We start from the raw sequence: 17315 nt of genomic DNA on the forward strand, positions 1-17315 counted from the left end.
ATCACCAACTAAATTATACTATGTAAAGAAATCATTCTCAATGGCAATATTTACAAATGTATTTATAATTTTAAAAATTATATTATCTATTTTATAGTATTATTAAATATATTATATGGTTTTAAAATACTAAATTGAATATGATATAGTCATTTGATATAATAAATAAAATAGGGGTGATTATATGGAAATGCCCATAGTTTCAATTATAGGAAGACCAAATGTAGGGAAATCTACATTGTTTAATAAAATTGTAGGCAAAAAAATTTCGATAACAGAAGATACACCAGGAGTTACAAGAGATAGAATCTACCAAGAGGCTTCGTGGTTAAATTACAAATTTCTATTAGTAGACACTGGCGGATTAGACTTAAAAGATGAAGATATCTTTATGTCTAGTATAAAAGCTCAAATAGACATAGCTTTAGATACTTCTGACGTGATTATATTTGTGGTAGACGGAGCTCAGGGAATTAATCCTACTGATAAAGAAATATCAAATTTTTTGAGAAAGACAAAAACAAAAGTCCTCCTTGCTGTCAATAAATACGATTCAAAGATTACTAAAGATAATATATATGACTTTTATGAACTTGGTTTAGGGGATCCTATTGGCATAAGTGCTGAACAAGGAATTGGTGTTGGAGATTTACTTGATGAGGTTGTGAAGGAATTATCTCCTGCAGAAGAGCTAGCTGATGATGATAAAATTCGAGTAACTTTAATGGGTAAACCTAATGTTGGAAAATCTTCTTTACTTAATTATTTAACTGGTGAGAAAAGAGCTATTGTTACTAATATACCTGGGACTACTAGGGATTCAATTGACTCATTGATTAAGTATAAGGATAATGAATATATTTTTGTTGATACTGCAGGGCTTAGAAAAAAGAAAAAAATAGTTCCAGGTGTCGAAAGATACTCTGTAATCAGAACTTTAACCGCAATAGAAAGGTCCAATATTTGTGTATTAATGATTGATGCAACTGTAGGTGTTACAGAACAAGATTCAAAAATAGCGGGATTTGCCCATGAAAATAATAAAGCTATTATTATTGCTGTAAATAAATGGGATGCTGTAGATAAAGAGTCAAAAACAATGAAAAAATTTGAAAATCAAATACGAATTGAGCTCTCTTTTATATCTTATGCTCCTATAATTTTTATTTCTGCAAAAACCGGGCAAAGAGTTGGCGAGTTTCTTGATTTAATTGAAATAGTCAATAATAATTACAATCATAGGATTCAGACAGGTGTTTTAAATGATATTTTAAATAGAGCAGTTCTTTCTAATCAACCTCCTTCTGATAAAGGTAGAAGAGGTAAATTATATTATGGATCTCAAGTTAGTGTAAGACCACCTAGATTTGTTCTGTTTGTCAATGATAAAGAACTTTTTCATTTTTCTTATGTAAGATATATAGAGAATCAAATAAGAACTACTTTTTCATTTGATGGTACTCCAATTATTTTAGATTTAAAAAATCGTGGAGATAAACAATGAGTTATATCATTGTTTTTGTTATTTCTTATTTAATTGGTTCAATATCGGGAGCTTATATTATCGGAAAAATATTTTTGAATAAAGATATTCGAAAATATGGTTCTGGAAATGCAGGCACCACTAATGCTATGAGGGTTTTAGGCAAAAAAGCAGGGATATTGACTTTTTTAATAGATTTTTTAAAAGGTGTATTTGTAGCATTTTTAATAAATATTTTATTTAGCAGAAACTATGTACCACTGTCAATATTCGCAGCGGTACTGGGACATGATTTTCCTTTTTATATGAACTTTAAAGGAGGAAAAGGTGTTGCTACAACTTTAGGGGCGTTAGCTTTTTTAGATTTGAAATTAACTTTTATATGTTATTTGGTTTGGTTAGTAAGTACATTAATCACTAAGATAGTATCTGTTGGCTCAATTGGTTTTTATATTTTTGTAATTGCAATTTTTACCATATATTCTGATTTGTCAATTTCAAATAAATTTATAATTGTTATGGTAGCATTATTGGGTATATGGAGACATAAAGATAATATTAAGAGACTATTAAAAGGAACTGAAAATAAAATTGGAGGAGTCAGATGAATATTTCTGTAGCAGGAGGAGGAAGTTGGGGAACCGCCATTGCAAGACTTCTAACTCATAAAGGTCATAATGTTAAATTTTATATTAGAGAAGAAGAAACTGTTTATAATTTAAAAAAATATAGAGAAAATAAAGAATTTTTACCGGGATCAGTTTTTGATAGAGATATTTTTGTAACAACAGATATTTTAGAAACACTTCCTGAGGCGGACATTTTTGTCATAGGCGTTCCCACATCGGCTTGTAGAGAAATTCTGAACAAGATTAAAGATGCTATTGATAAAAATACAATTATTGTGAATTTGTCTAAGGGAATTGAACAAAACACTTTAAAAAGAATATCAGAGATATCAAAAGAATTACTTCCACAAAATCCATTTGTTGCTTTAAGTGGGCCTTCTCATGCTGAAGAAGTAGGAAAAGATATACCCACTACTGTGGTAGCTGCATCTGTTGATATAGATGCCGCAAAGACTGTGCAGGAAGAATTCACTACTCCAGTTTTTAGAATTTATACTAATTCTGACCTAATAGGAGTTGAATTAGGTGGAGCTTTAAAAAATATAATAGCTTTGGCAGCTGGTATTAATGACGGTTTAAAATTTGGTGATAACACAAAAGCGGCTTTAATGACTCGTGGTATTTATGAGATGAGTAAATTAGGAATGGCATTAGGTGCAGATCCTCATACATTCAATGGCTTGTCTGGTATTGGAGATTTAATTGTTACTTGCACAAGTATGCATTCTAGAAATAGAAGAGCTGGAATTCTACTTGGTGAAGGTAAAACTATGGACGAAGCTTGTAAAAATGTAGGTCAAGTAGTGGAAGGAATTAAAACTGTTGCTGCTGCATATGAACTTGCAAAAGAAAAAAATATTGAGATGCCTATTACAAATATGATTTATAAAGTTTTATATGATAATTACGATCCTCTTAAAGCTGTGGAAGATTTAATGGGCAGAAAAAACAAGGTCGAAATTGAACAAATTTTTTACGAGTAATATCAATTAGATATATTTTTATGATATAATAATAGCGATTAGGTGGTATTTTGAACACAAAATCCAAGAAAAAAAATAAATTCTTTTACAGACGATTATTCGCCTTGATTTTTCTCTTAATCTTTATTTTTTTTATAGTTAAATTTATAAGAGGAAAAACTATAAACGATTATAAAACTGTATTTCCAACTCTTACTACATACGAAGACGATTTTAATACTGAATTATATAATTTGTATAATGAAAAGGTCTACTATGCAAAAGGTGATGGAGTGGCAGTTTTTAACGCAAGCGAAGGTCAAAAAGTACCAGTAGGTTATGAAGTTTGTTACTTGAACTTAATGGAAGACGTATCTTCATTAAAAGATCAACTTATAAAAATAGAAGCCGCTATTAATTTAAAAGAAGGAATAGAACCTGAAATTGATGGAGATAAAAAAATTAAATTTAATAATGGAATACAACAAATTATCAAAGAAAAAAAATATGATAAACTTTATAATGATATTGATTCATTAAATTTAGAAAATAAGGTTACTTATAGTGCTTCTGAATTAAAAGATTATATTGATTTATCAGATAGTGAACTTTTAGCACAAAAAAAAGAAATAGAAAATAAAATAGAAAAATATAATATTTCTTATCAAGCTGAGTTTTCTGGAATTGTTTCTTATAAAATTGATGGCGTTGAAGATAAGTTTGATATTAATAAACTTGATAGCATTAATTATAGTTTTCTGAAGAAAAATTTTGATTTTACGAATGTTGAAATGAATTCGCAAGTCAAAACAGGAGATGCGTTATTTAAAATAATAGATAATTTTTCTTGGAAAATGGCTTGTACAGTAGATAATATTTCAAAGATTAAAAATTATAATATAGGTGATACTGTAAGAATAGAAGTAGATAATTCTAATATGATTTATGGAATTATTGAAAAAATAAATAAAACAGGAAATAAAGCTGTAATTATTGTTGATTTAGATATGTATATTGAGGATATGTATTCAAATAGAGTACATGAAGGTAAAATTGTAGTTGAGAAAACTAAAGGTTATGAGATACCAAAGTCGACTTTAATTGAAAGAGACAATATGACAGGGGTTTATGTACAAGAAATTAAAGGATTAGTTAAATTTGTACCTGTTGAAATCGTAAGCGAAAAGCCTGAATCTGTATTTATTAATAGAGGCAATAAACAATCTGTAATACAAATTGGCAAAAAAACATATAAAACTGTTACAGTTAATGATGCTATAGTTATAAATCCTAGAACTGTTGACGAATCAAGAATATTAAACTGAGGTGATCATTGTGGATTTAGAAACGAATTTAAAGCATGTTATGGAAGGTATTGAAGAATCAAAATTAAAATCTCCATTTAAAAGAAATGTAGAGCTTATAGCGGTATCGAAAACTCATTCAACACAAATGATAAAAGAAGTCAGAGACTTAGGTATTAAAAACTTTGGAGAAAATAAAGTTCAGGAATTAATGGAAAAAATTGAAGAAATCCAAGGCGTAAATTTTCACTTAATTGGCAATTTGCAAACTAACAAGGTTAAATATATTTACGACAAAGTCAAGTTAATCCAATCATTAGATAGAATTAAATTAGCAAAAGAAATAAATAAAAGAGCATTGAAAGATGAAATAAAAGTCAATTGTCTAGTTCAAATCAACATAGGCGATGAAGACTCTAAATTTGGAATTAAATACAACGAAACTGAAGATTTCATTTATCAACTACAAGATTTTGAAAATTTAAATATTCTAGGTTTAATGGCAATTGCGCCCCATACTTCAGATGAAGCTTTACTTAGAAAATGTTTTGAAAAAATGAACAATATGTTTGAAATCCTTAAGTCGATGCGATATAGTAATGTAGATATGAAATATCTATCTATGGGTATGAGTAATGATTATAAAATTGCAATTGAAGAGGGTTCAAATATGGTAAGAATAGGTTCTAAAATTTTTGGAAATAGAAATTATAATTAGGAGGACATTATGGCAGAAAAAACTATGGATAAACTAAAAAAAATATTTGGTTTTGCTGATGAATATGAATATGAAGGTTATGACGATGATTACGGTGAAGATATTGATGATAGCGAGGTAGTTGATACTCCAGCTCAAACTAATACAAGTATATTTAAAAAATCAACTAAAACTAAGAATAGTACTGATGCTGGTATGGTAATTACCGTTCATGAACCACTTTCTTATGATGAATCTCCACTTATTGTTGATGATTTAAGAGATTATAAAGCTGTTGTTTTAAATTTCGAACAATTAGATTTAGAAGTTAAAAGACAAATTTTTGATTTTGTAAGTGGCGCTCTTTATGCATTAGATGGAAAAATTCAAAAAGTAAACAAAGATATTTTTATTTTAGCTCCACATAATGTTGCTATAGATGGATTGAAAGAACAATTAAAAAATAATGGAATGTTCCCTTGGTAAATATCGATAGAGATAAATTAATTGGTCACATCAATAATTTAGAAGATAAAGAAGAAATTAAAAGAGTTATTGATAAGGTAGAAATTGTTCTAAATAGATATCTAATAACTTCAACTGATTTTTTAAATCCACATGAGCTAAATTTAGCTATATCTGTGCTAAATAGATTTAAAAATGAAGTTTTTTTTGAAATTGATGGTGGCTATTATGGTGCTGAAAACTGTATCATTTATCTTTATCCTCATTATGAATTAAACATTCCGAAAAGGGATATAGACATCTTTAGGTTTGATTCTAACTCTACAATTAAACATAGTGATGTACTTGGTTCTCTATTGGGACTAGGTATAGAGCGAAAAAAAATAGGTGATATTTTAATTGACAAAAAATACACTTATTTTTTTGTTAAAAATGAGATTTCAAATTTTATTGAAATTAGTTTAAATAAAATTTCTAAATATAATATTTCACTTGAGCCTGTAGAAAAGATATCTACTCTTCCCAAAAAAGAATATATTTATAAAAATATTTTTGTAGCATCACCAAGAATTGACAATATAGTTTCTAGTTTTTGCAATGTATCCAGATCTGTTGCAAAAGATAAAATTAAAAGTGGTGATGTAAAAGTTAATTTTGCCGTTGAATACAGACCTCACTTTGAAGTAAACGCTAAAGATTTAATATCTGTGAGGAAATTTGGCAGATTCAGAATTGAAGAATTTAAAAGAAAAACCAAGAAAGGCAATATTGTTCTTAGTATTAAGTACAATAAGTAACGGAGGACATTATGTTTGTAATACTATTTAGTATAATTTTAATTTTGTTAGATCAATTCAGCAAATTCCTCGTAAAGACATATCTTTATGGTAAAGACCCCCTTGTGGTTATAGATGGTTTTCTACGTTTTTATTATATTGAAAATAGAGGAGCGGCTTTTGGCATTTTACAAGGTGCTAGATGGTTTTTAACAATAATAACTATTATAGTTTTAATATTTTTATTGATTTTTTTAATAAAGAATTATAAAAAGTTACCTAAAATTTATTTATTCAGTATAAGCCTTCTAATAGGAGGAACTATAGGTAATTTTATAGATAGATTAAGACTACATTATGTTATTGACTTCATAAGTTTAAAATTCTTTGATTATAATTTTGCTGTCTTTAATTTAGCTGATACTTTTATAGTCGTAGGTACAATATTAATATGTATTGGCATTATATTACATGATAATCCGAGAATTAGTTCAAAGAGAGAAAACAATGATTGACAAAACTTTCGTTATTAGAGACAATTTAATTTTAAAAAGATTAGACAAATATTTAGAAAATAAGTTAGATATTAATCGATCACAAATTAAAAAACTCATTAAAAATGGGGATATAAAAGTTAATGGTAAAATACAAAAAGCTGGTTACTCATTAAAAAACAATGATGTTATTACAATATTATATGAGGATGAATTTCGTTTGGTACCAAGAGATATAGATTTTGATATATTATACAATGATGATTATTTAGCTATTATTTCAAAACCTATAGGATTAATTGTCCATCCAGGAGCTGGGAATAATGATTTTACACTTGTCAACGGACTTCTTTCAAAATTTAATAAACTTTCTAACCCTATTGATGAAAATAGACCTGGAATAGTTCATAGACTTGATAAAGATACTAGTGGTTTAATGATTATTTCTAAAACTGATGAAGCTTATTATAAATTGGTCGATATGTTTAAAAATCATCAGATAGATAAACATTATTTGGCAATAGTACATGGTTACATTGACAGTGATATGATTATTGATAAACCTATTGGCAGGGATATTAACAATAGGACTAAGATGAAAGTTACTGATATTAATTCAAAAGAAGCCTACACAAGTTTTACTATATTAAAAAACTTTAAAGAATATACTCTCCTTGATGTTAATATTAAAACTGGAAGGACTCATCAAATAAGAGTTCATCTTTCTTACATTAATCATCCAGTTGTCGGAGATTTAGTTTATGGTCATAAAAATAAATGGAAGATAAATACACAGCTTTTGCATGCTTATAAACTCAAATTTAAGCATCCTATAACTGGAGAAAATATAAATATAGAAGATAATTTTCCAAGTCGTTTTAAAGATTTTTTAAATAAAATTAAAAAGTAAAAGAGGTATAATTGTGAAAAATTATGACGTTATTATTGTTGGAGCGGGAGCAAGTGGAGTTTTTGCTTCATATGAATTTAAAAAACTAGAGACAAAATTAAAAGTTTTAGTGATAGATAAAGGAAATACTATTTATAATAGACATTGCCCAATTAAATTAGGTAAAGTTGATAATTGTATTAACTGTGAACCATGTAATATTATGAATGGTTATGGAGGTGCTGGAACTCTTTCGGACGGTAAATATAATATTACTACAGAATTTGGTGGTCAGATGCATGATTTTCTTGGCAGAGAAGATTCAATCAAATTAATGGAGTATGTTGATAAGGTTTTATGTGAATTTGATGGTGGTAATTCCAAATTGTACCAAACTAAAGATTCTGGCCTTAAAACATTAGCTTTAAAACATGATTTACATTTACTTGATGCAAAAGTAAGACATTTTGGAACAGATAGAAATATTAAAATACTCGAAAAAATGTATGAGGATTCAAAAGATTATGTAGATATGTTGTTTAATACAACAGTACTTGATATAGAGCATGAAGATGATAAATATAAAGTTTATACGAATAAAGATGAAGTATTTACTTGCAAAAAACTTGTTCTCGCTTCTGGAAGAAGTGGTTCAAAATGGATATCTAAAATATGCAAAAAATTCGGAATTGGTTTGTATTCAAATCAAGTAGATATAGGAGTCCGTGTTGAACTACCAGCAGAAGTTTTTAAACATATTACAGATGCTGTATATGAGTCTAAAATAGTATATCAAACAAAGGGATATAATGACCTAGTCCGCACATTTTGTATGAATCCTTATGGTCAAGTTGTTGCTGAAAATACTAATGGTATAATAACAGTTAATGGACATTCATATTCTGATCCTAGTTTACAATCAGAAAATACAAATTTCGCTTTATTAGTCAGCAATAAATTTACTGAACCATTTAAAGACTCCAACGAATACGGAGAGTCTATAGCACGTCTTTCAAATATGCTAGGTGGAGGAGTTTTGCTTCAAAGGTTTGGAGATTTGGTTAAAGGTCGTCGTTCAGATAAAAGAAGAATGGAAAAATGTTTTACTGTTCCAACATTAAAAGCTACTCCAGGTGATTTATCATTGGTAATACCAAAAAGACAATTAGATTCAATAATTGAAATGATTTATGCCTTAGATAAAATTGCTCCTGGAACTGCCAATGAAGATACTTTATTATATGGTGTTGAAGTTAAATTTTATAATTCTAAAGTAAACACTGATAAGAATTTTGAAACATCGCAAAAAGGATTATTTGTAGTAGGAGATGGTGGTGGAGCAACGCACTCTTTATCTCAATCATCAGCTTGCGGTGTATATGTTGCTAGATATTTAAATGAAATTATAGGTTAAGGGTATGTCTTTGACATACCCTTTTATTTATAGAAAGGCTAATGTATAATTAAATAATATGAAATGAGGAATATAAATGGAAAATTCAGATTTAATAAAAGATTTAAAGGACAATGTCAATGAATACATGGCCTTTATTCAAGAAAATATAAATAAGAAAAATGCAATGGTTATAACACATGGTTGCCAAATGAACGAGCATGATTCTGAAAAAATAATATGGTTATTAGATAAAATGGGCTATAATCAAGTAAATGAAATAAATAAGGCTGACTTAATAGTTGTAAATACTTGTTCGGTACGCCATTCAGCAGAAGATAAAGTCTATGGGCAATTGGGTAATCTTAAAAATTTAAAAAATTCAAAAAAAGATTTAAAAGTAGCGGTATGTGGTTGTATGATGCAAAGAGATGAATCACGAAATTATGTGATTGAGAAATTTCCTAATGTAGATATAATTTTTGGTACAAATAATATCTGGAAACTCCCTGAACTACTTTGTACATCCTATAATGGTAAAAAATTAGCTATGGATATAGAAAAAAATCCTATAGGTTTAGATGAAGGTATAGGAGCAGTGAGGGCTTTTGATTTTAAATCTTATGTAAATATAATGTACGGATGCAACAATTTCTGCACTTACTGTATTGTTCCCTATACTAGAGGTAGAGAAACAAGCAGAGAACCAAAAGATATAATTCATGAAATAAAAAGCTTAGTTAAAAACGGTACTAAAGAAATTACTCTACTTGGTCAAAATGTAAATTCATACGGCAAGAGTTTAAATACTAAATTTACTTTTGCTAATCTTTTAGAAGAGGTAAATAATATTGAAGGTCTAGAAAGAATTCGATTTATGACTTCTCATCCTAAAGATATTTCTAATGATTTAATTTTTTCTTTTAAAAAACTAGATAAATTATGTAATTTCTTACATTTACCGGTGCAAGCCGGATCTACCAATGTGCTTAAGAGAATGAATAGAAAATATACTAAAGAAGATTATTTAAGAACAATTGACAAAGTAAAAAAAGTAAATCCTGATATTGCACTTTCAACAGATATAATGGTAGGTTTCCCTGGTGAAACTGAAGAGGATTTTAATGATACTCTTGATTTATGCCGTAAAGTTGAATTTGATACTTCTTTTACATTCATTTATTCAGTAAGAGAAAATACTCCTGCCGCTAAAATGCAACAAATACACGATAAAATAAAACATGATAGATTCGAAAGATTATTAGATATTTTGTATCCTATACAAGAAAAGAAGAATAAAAAACTTGTTGGTAAAACAGTCAAGATACTTGTTGAAGATTATTCAAAGAAAAGGAACGACTTTGTCACGGGACGAACTGAAGGTTTTAAATTAGTAAACTTTAAAGGTAGTGCCGAAGATATTGGCAATATTATTGATGTAAATATAAAAGATGCTAATAGTTTTTCTTTGGAAGGTGAGAAGATTGGATAGAAGTAAATTAACTCCAATGATGAAACAATATTTATCAGTTAAAGATAAAAACCCTGATGCAATATTATTTTTTAGACTTGGAGATTTTTACGAAATGTTCTTTGATGATGCACTAACAGCATCTCGAGAGCTTGAAATAACTCTTACTCGTAGGGATGCTGGACTGGAAGAAAAAGCACCTATGTGTGGAGTTCCTTATCATGTTGCGAGTAACTATATTTCTAAATTAATTAATAAAGGATATAAAGTCGCTATATGTGATCAAGTTGAAGACCCTAAAAAAGCCAAAGGAATAGTCAAAAGAGAAGTCACAAAAATTATTACTCCAGGCACTTTTACAGATGATGAATATTTAAAAAGTGACGAGAATAATTATTTATTATCAATTTTTTGTAAAAACTATAATGTTAATTTGACATATACAGATTATTCAACCGGTGAAATTTTTGTAACAAGCAATACATTTTTAGATAATGATGATTTAGAAAAATTTCTTTATAATGAAATTTCTAGGATAAGTCCTAATGAAATTATAATAAATAATCTAAATGTTTTGAAAATGAATAAAAATTTAATATTAAATACTTTTTATACAAATGTATTAGATGAAGAAGAAACTAATAAATTTAATTTGGAAGATGTAAAAGAACATTTTGGTGTAGATTTTATAAACTCTTATTCTAATCTGTTAAAAGAGCGAAATGAGACTGAATTTAAATCTGTCAATATGATTCTCAAATATTTATTTGATACTCAAAAGATTAATTTAAAACATATTAATAAAATTAATTATTTTAATAATGAAAAATATTTAATGTTAGATGAATCATCTAAGAGAACGCTAGAACTTGTTAAGGGATTGAACACTTTCAAAAAATCTGGATCTTTACTTGAAGTTTTAGATGAGTGTATAACTGCAATGGGAAGTAGGAAACTAAAAAAATGGGTAGAATCTCCACTTAATAGCGTAGTTGAAATTGAAAATAGGCTTGATTTGATAGAAGCATTATCTAGTAACTTTTTATTTCAGGATCTAATTATTAGACTCTTAAAAGATGTATATGATATTGAGAGACTTTTAGTTAAATTATCTAATAATACAATAAATCCTAGAGAAATATTCTCATTAAAAAAGAGTATCTATTCATCTATAGAAATAAAAAAAGAATTACAAAATTCCGGCAATAAATTCTTAAAAGATTTCTCTAAAAAAATTTTAAATTTAAAAGATTTATATGATAAAATTGACGAGATGCTCATTGACAATCCTCCAATAGTTATTGAGGAAAACCGAATATTAAAAGTAGGGTTTTCTAGCAAACTTGATGATTTTTTTGAGATTTCTGAAAAAGGTAAAAATTGGATAGTTGATTTCGAAAGTAAGGAAAGGAATAGAACTGGAATAAAGAATTTGAAAATAAAATACAATAAAATTTTGGGGTATTTTATTGAGATCACCAAATCGAATTTGGATAATGTTCCTGATGATTATATAAGAAAACAAACTCTAGTTGGGTCAGAACGTTTTTTTTCCGTTGAACTAAAAGAAATGGAATCTAAACTGTTAGGCTCCAAAGAGCGTGCACTAGATATTCAGTATCAATACTATAATGAACTCAAAGAATATATAACTGAAAATATTAATTATATTCAAATTTTAGCAGATGTTTTATCTGATTTAGACTCTCTAATCTCTCTTTCAATTGTTTCATCTAAAAATGGATATAATAGACCTAAGATTAATACAGATGGATTTATAGATATAAAAAATGGAAGACATCCAATTGTTGAGACAAAAAATTTATCAGAGATATTTGTTCCCAATGATACTAAACTTGATTTAGAAAATAATATGATTCATATAATAACTGGTCCAAATATGGCTGGTAAGTCCACTTATATGCGGCAAGTAGCTTTAATTGTAATTATGGCTCATATTGGATGTTTCGTTCCTTGTGAGAGTGCAAATATTTGTATAGTCGATAGAATATTTACTAGAATCGGAGCAAGCGATAATTTAGCAATGGGAGAATCTACTTTCATGGTAGAAATGAAAGAAGTGGCAAATATTATTGATAATGCTACACAAAATTCATTGTTGATATTGGATGAAGTAGGTAGAGGCACTAGTACTTTTGACGGTCTATCTATTGCGAATGCCATTATAGAATATATTGCTGAAAAAATAAAAGCAAAAACATTGTTTGCGACTCATTACCATGAATTAGTTTATCTAGCAGATAAATATCCAAATATTACTAATCTTACTATTGCAGTAGACCGTAGAGAGGAAGATATAATCTTTTTGCGCAAAATTATCAGTGGTTATTCTAATAATTCTTATGGTATTGATGTTGCTAAATTGGCAGGTATCGAAAATTCTATTTTAAAAAGATCATCCGAGATATTAAAGGGACTCGAAAATGACAAGGTTAATATAGATGATAACCTCGAAAATACCTCTTATTACAATAATACTACTATTAAAGATGAGAATATTCAAAAATTTATTGATAAAATAAAAGAAATTGAAGTTTTAAACATTAGTCCCATCGAAGCTTTAAATATTTTAAATGAAATTATTGAAAAGTCCAAGGAGTTATAATGAAAATTAAACTGTTAGATGATATTACAATATCGAAAATAGCTGCTGGAGAGATAATAGAAAATTCAGCATCTATTGTAAAAGAACTCGTTGAAAATTCAATAGATGCTGGAGCCGACAAAATTACTATTGAAACCAAAGGAAATAGCACAGATTATATTAAAATTACAGACAATGGTAGTGGTATTTCTGAAGATGATATTGACAATGCTTTTCTTAGACATTCAACTTCTAAATTAAACAATATCGACGATTTAGAAAATATTATCTCTCTTGGTTTTAGAGGAGAAGCACTGGCAAGTATTTCAACAGTTTCAAAAGTAAAAATTATGACCAAAACAAAAACAGAACTAGCTGGAACTATGGCTATAGTTAAAAACGGAAAAATAATTAAAAAATCAAAAATAGGCATGCCTCAAGGTACTACATTTGTCGTTGAGGATGTTTTCTATAATACGCCTGTAAGAAAAAAATTTTTGAAAAGAGATAATACTGAATCTAATAATATTTTAGATATTGTACAGAAAATAGCACTATCTAATCAGCATATTTCTTTTGATTTAATAAAAGATGGCAAAAATATAATGAGTGCATCATCAACCGATAATTATATTAATAGAATTTTTAGTATTCTAGGAAAAGAAATAGCTGCTAATTTAGTATTTGGCAAATTTGAGTCGGAAACTTATAAAATTAGAGGATATTTTTCTAATAATAAATTATTTAGATCTACTAGAGATAATCAATTTGTATTTGTAAATGGTCGTTATGTGAAAAATTTGGATATTTCGAAGGCAATTGAATCTAAATACAGATCGATAATCCCTTTAAATAGGTATCCTTGTTTTATCCTATTCATAGAGATTCCCCCAAATTTAATTGATGTAAACATTCATCCTAAAAAGAATGAAATTAAGTTTAATTCCGAACAAAAACTCTTGGCGTTAATATCAGAGGTAGCAGAAGATGTAATTTATCCTAATAGAAGTATTAGAGAGATTCAATATGAAGATAAAAAAGAAGACTTAAATGTATTTGATATTTTTAAAGACGAAGATAATTCTGAAAATTCATTGGACTATATGAATAGTTATTTTACTTCTTCTAATGATAATGAAATACAAGATATCAAAAATGTCCAAGAAACAGAAATTGAATTTAGTTTTAATGATTTAAAATCTCAAAAATCAATATGTGAAAATAGTGATAATCAAATAATAGATAAAGCAGAAGTAAAAACAGATTTAGAAGACAATAATTTTTTAAATTCAACTGAAACCAAAATCGATTCAAATATTTTAAATTCTAGAATTGCCGGGGTACTTTTTGATACCTACATTTTACTCGAATATAAAGATAAAGAAACCTTATTTATTGTTGACCAGCATGCGGCTCACGAAAGAGTATGGTATGAAAGATATAAAGAACTTTATTTAAATGAAGAAATTTCATCACAAATACTTTTAAAGCCCGAAATTATCGAGCTTAATTCAGTAGAATATGACAAACTACAGAATCATTTATCAATTTTTAAAGACTTAGGTTTTAATATTGATAATTTTGGTGATGGAACCGTAATATTAAGAGAAGTTCCATTACTGTTTGGACTTCCAACATATGTAAATTTTATAAGGGATATTATCGATTCTATAGATAAAAATATAACTTCCAATTATGAAGCAGATTTATATGTAATTATGAAAAAAGCTTGTAAAAGAGCTGTAAAAGCTCATGATAGATTATCTAATATTGAGATAGAGAAACTAATTGAAGATTTAAGTAGGTGTGAAAATCCTTATACTTGCCCCCATGGAAGACCGACTATGGTTGAAATAACAAATAAGACTATTGCAAAATTATTTTTAAGGGAGTAAAAATGAATAATTTAATTATTTTAACTGGACCAACAGGTATAGGCAAGACTGAAATCTCACTGAATATAGCAGAAAAACTAAACTGTGAGATAATTTCTTGTGACTCAATGCAGATTTATAGAGATTTAGATATTGGTACGGCTAAAGTAAACTTAGAAGATGTTAGTATCATTCATCATATGATTGATATTATCAATCCAGACCAAGAATTTTCAGTATCTGAATTTCAAAAATTAACAAGAGATTTGATTGCAAGTATTAACAATAAAGGTAAGCTACCAATGTTAGTAGGGGGTACTGGGCTTTATATAAACTCAATTGTATATAATTTGGAATTTGCAAATATTTCAAAAGACGATAATTATAGAAAGAGACTAAATCAAATATCAATGGATAAAGGAAGCATGTATCTTCATGACAAATTAAAAGAACTTGACCCCAGAGAAGCTGATAAAATTCACCCGAATAATAATCAAAGAATTATTAGAGCCTTAGAAATAATTCATAGCGGCAAAGTAAAAGGAAAAAATTTTAGACAAGAGAATAATGATTATAATCTTGCTTATATTGCGCTAAATATGGATAGACAAAATCTTTATGATAGGATAAATCTCAGAGTGATAGATATGATTAACGAAGGACTTATTGAAGAAACAAAATCTGCTATAGATAAATACAATCTAAGTAGAGATAATCAATCTATGAAAGCAATTGGATATAAAGAAGTGATTGATTATTTAGAGAATATATATACTAAAAACTCTATGATAGAAGAGATACAAAAAAATTCACGACATTATGCTAAAAGACAGCTCACTTGGTTTAAAAGAGATAATAGAATTAAGTGGATAGAAAAACAATCACCAAAATTACTTGATTCTATTTTGAAATATATAGGAGAAAAAATTGAAAGAATATAAAAATTTATTTAGTAATTTATATAATATAAAATCTGAAATAGTTGATTTTGTAAATAATTGTGAATCTTTATTAAATGACAAATATTTAGAATTAAGTGATATAGCACAGTATAATCAAATAAAAATTTTAAATGCCATGCAAGAAGAAAAACTTGCTTCAACTGACTTTAATTGGACAACGGGCTATGGATATGGAGATATTGGACGAGAAAAAGTTGAAAAAATATTTGCTAGAATTTTTAAAACAGAGGATGCATTAGTTAGACCAAATATAGTTTCTGGTACACATGCAATTTCTTTAGCCCTTAGATCTATTTTAAGACATGGTGATCATCTTCTTTCAATTACTTCAACTCCATATGATACGCTCCAAAAAGTTATTGGTATTCAAGGCGATGATCCTGATTCATTAATAAATTCAGGTATAGAGTATTCTGAAATCCCTTTAATAAATAATAAAATTAATATAAGTGAAATAAAAAAAAATATTAAACCAAACACAAAATTAGCTATATTACAAAGATCTACTGGATATTCAAATAGGAGAGCATTCACAGTTCTAGAACTTAAAGAGGCTGTAAATGAAATTAAAAAAATAAATAAAAATGTATTAATATTTGTTGACAATTGTTATGGTGAATTTACTGAAATACATGAACCAAGTGAATATAAAGTAGATATTATGGCAGGTTCATTAATAAAAAATCCAGGTGGTGGAATAGCTTACACTGGTGGTTATGTAGTAGGGAGAAAAGATTTAATAGATAGGGCTGCAAGTTTTTTAACTGCTCCTGGAATAGGAAAAGAATGCGGTCTAACATTTGGCATGACAAGACAAATATTACAAGGTCTTTTTATGTCGCCGAAAATTGTTGAAGATGCTGTAAAGGGCGCAATGTTATTTTCTAAATCTTTTGAAACGTTAGGATTCAAAACAATTCCTAATACCGAAGATAAAAGAAGTGATATAGTTACAGCAATAGAATTAAAAAGTCCTGAAATTTTAGAAGAATTTTGTAAATTTATACAATATTCTTCACCTGTAGATTCAATTTTTACTCCTATGCCTTGGGATATGCCTGGGTATGAGGATAAAGTTATTATGGCTGCAGGAGATTTTATAGAAGGTTCCTCCATCGAATTATCAGCTGATGGACCAATGAGAGAACCTTACTTTGTTTATTTTCAAGGAGGCTTATCTTATTATCATATAAAATTTGCATTAATAAACGTTCTTAATAATTTAAACGAGAAGAATTTAATATCTATAAAATAACAAATTGCTATTGAGTTTTTCAATAGCTTTTTTAATTGTTTAGTTTAAATTAAATT

15 protein-coding genes are annotated in these 17315 nt (G+C 27.8%); all 15 read left to right on the top strand.

The window, feature by feature from the left end; all coding sequences use genetic code 11:
• The first annotated feature begins 184 nt into the window (after window positions 1–184).
• The 15 genes from der (at window position 185) to ABID14_RS00360 (ending at window position 17259) form a co-directional block, all read left to right on the top strand.
• Window positions 185–1504: a ribosome biogenesis GTPase Der gene (gene der, locus ABID14_RS00290; protein WP_354366449.1), complete on the top strand. Its 1320-nt coding sequence runs from the start codon at window positions 185–187 to the stop codon at window positions 1502–1504.
• On the top strand, window positions 1501–2091 hold the full coding sequence (gene plsY, locus ABID14_RS00295; RefSeq protein ID WP_354366450.1) for a glycerol-3-phosphate 1-O-acyltransferase PlsY: 591 nt from the start codon (window positions 1501–1503) through the stop codon (window positions 2089–2091). The genes der and plsY overlap by 4 nt, the downstream gene beginning before the upstream one ends.
• Window positions 2088–3095, top strand: a complete 1008-nt coding sequence (locus ABID14_RS00300; protein ID WP_354366451.1) for an NAD(P)H-dependent glycerol-3-phosphate dehydrogenase — start codon at window positions 2088–2090, stop codon at window positions 3093–3095. The genes plsY and ABID14_RS00300 overlap by 4 nt, the downstream gene beginning before the upstream one ends.
• 50 nt (window positions 3096–3145) lie before the next feature.
• On the top strand, window positions 3146–4399 hold the full coding sequence (locus ABID14_RS00305; RefSeq protein WP_354366452.1) for a biotin/lipoyl attachment domain-containing protein: 1254 nt from the start codon (window positions 3146–3148) through the stop codon (window positions 4397–4399).
• Window positions 4400–4409: 10 nt separating this feature from the next.
• Entirely contained in the window at window positions 4410–5096 is a 687-nt protein-coding gene (locus ABID14_RS00310) for a YggS family pyridoxal phosphate-dependent enzyme (protein ID WP_354366453.1), read from the top strand.
• A 9-nt stretch (window positions 5097–5105) separates the two neighbouring features.
• Complete coding sequence (locus tag ABID14_RS00315; protein ID WP_354366454.1) at window positions 5106–5561, top strand: cell division protein SepF; 456 nt, start codon at window positions 5106–5108, stop codon at window positions 5559–5561.
• The gene (locus tag ABID14_RS00320) at window positions 5555–6337 is read left to right on the top strand and encodes a YlmH family RNA-binding protein (RefSeq protein WP_354366455.1); all 783 of its coding nucleotides are present in this window, start codon (window positions 5555–5557) and stop codon (window positions 6335–6337) included. The genes ABID14_RS00315 and ABID14_RS00320 overlap by 7 nt, the downstream gene beginning before the upstream one ends.
• 11 nt (window positions 6338–6348) lie before the next feature.
• A complete protein-coding gene (gene lspA / locus ABID14_RS00325) occupies window positions 6349–6831 on the top strand; it encodes a signal peptidase II (RefSeq protein WP_354366456.1) in 483 nt (160 codons plus the stop codon).
• Window positions 6824–7720 (top strand): RluA family pseudouridine synthase, encoded by an 897-nt coding sequence (locus ABID14_RS00330; RefSeq protein WP_354366457.1) that lies wholly within the window; start codon window positions 6824–6826, stop codon window positions 7718–7720. The genes lspA and ABID14_RS00330 overlap by 8 nt, the downstream gene beginning before the upstream one ends.
• A gap of 13 nt (window positions 7721–7733) precedes the next feature.
• Window positions 7734–9113, top strand: coding sequence for an NAD(P)/FAD-dependent oxidoreductase (locus ABID14_RS00335; RefSeq protein ID WP_354366458.1), 1380 nt, complete (start codon window positions 7734–7736; stop codon window positions 9111–9113).
• A 76-nt stretch (window positions 9114–9189) separates the two neighbouring features.
• Window positions 9190–10584 (top strand): tRNA (N6-isopentenyl adenosine(37)-C2)-methylthiotransferase MiaB, encoded by a 1395-nt coding sequence (gene miaB, locus ABID14_RS00340; protein WP_354366459.1) that lies wholly within the window; start codon window positions 9190–9192, stop codon window positions 10582–10584.
• Window positions 10568–13189: a DNA mismatch repair protein MutS gene (gene mutS, locus ABID14_RS00345; RefSeq protein ID WP_354366460.1), complete on the top strand. Its 2622-nt coding sequence runs from the start codon at window positions 10568–10570 to the stop codon at window positions 13187–13189. Before miaB ends, mutS begins: the two co-directional genes overlap by 17 nt.
• Window positions 13189–15063 carry a DNA mismatch repair endonuclease MutL gene (gene mutL, locus ABID14_RS00350; protein WP_354366461.1) on the top strand — a complete coding sequence of 625 codons (1875 nt, stop codon included), beginning with the start codon at window positions 13189–13191 and terminating at the stop codon, window positions 15061–15063. Before mutS ends, mutL begins: the two co-directional genes overlap by 1 nt.
• Before the next feature lie 2 nt (window positions 15064–15065).
• A complete protein-coding gene (miaA, locus tag ABID14_RS00355) occupies window positions 15066–15983 on the top strand; it encodes a tRNA (adenosine(37)-N6)-dimethylallyltransferase MiaA (protein WP_354366462.1) in 918 nt (305 codons plus the stop codon).
• On the top strand, window positions 15970–17259 hold the full coding sequence (locus ABID14_RS00360) for a methionine gamma-lyase family protein (protein ID WP_354366463.1): 1290 nt from the start codon (window positions 15970–15972) through the stop codon (window positions 17257–17259). Before miaA ends, ABID14_RS00360 begins: the two co-directional genes overlap by 14 nt.
• Window positions 17260–17315 lie beyond the last annotated feature (56 nt).

It is taken from the genome of Peptoniphilus olsenii, assembly GCF_040545475.1.
Classification (GTDB): domain Bacteria; phylum Bacillota; class Clostridia; order Tissierellales; family Peptoniphilaceae; genus Peptoniphilus_A; species Peptoniphilus_A olsenii.

Bases quoted from the DNA above. Each gene is read 5' to 3' on its own strand.
- lspA (WP_354366456.1), top strand. From the start codon at position 6,349: ATGTTTGTAATACTATTTAGTATAATTTTAATTTTGTTAGATCAATTC.
- miaA (WP_354366462.1), top strand. From the start codon at position 15,066: ATGAATAATTTAATTATTTTAACTGGACCAACAGGTATAGGCAAGACT.
- ABID14_RS00330 (WP_354366457.1), top strand. From the start codon at position 6,824: ATGATTGACAAAACTTTCGTTATTAGAGACAATTTAATTTTAAAAAGA.
- mutL (WP_354366461.1), top strand. From the start codon at position 13,189: ATGAAAATTAAACTGTTAGATGATATTACAATATCGAAAATAGCTGCT.
- ABID14_RS00315 (WP_354366454.1), top strand. From the start codon at position 5,106: ATGGCAGAAAAAACTATGGATAAACTAAAAAAAATATTTGGTTTTGCT.
- plsY (WP_354366450.1), top strand. From the start codon at position 1,501: ATGAGTTATATCATTGTTTTTGTTATTTCTTATTTAATTGGTTCAATA.
- miaB (WP_354366459.1), top strand. From the start codon at position 9,190: ATGGAAAATTCAGATTTAATAAAAGATTTAAAGGACAATGTCAATGAA.
- ABID14_RS00300 (WP_354366451.1), top strand. From the start codon at position 2,088: ATGAATATTTCTGTAGCAGGAGGAGGAAGTTGGGGAACCGCCATTGCA.
- der (WP_354366449.1), top strand. From the start codon at position 185: ATGGAAATGCCCATAGTTTCAATTATAGGAAGACCAAATGTAGGGAAA.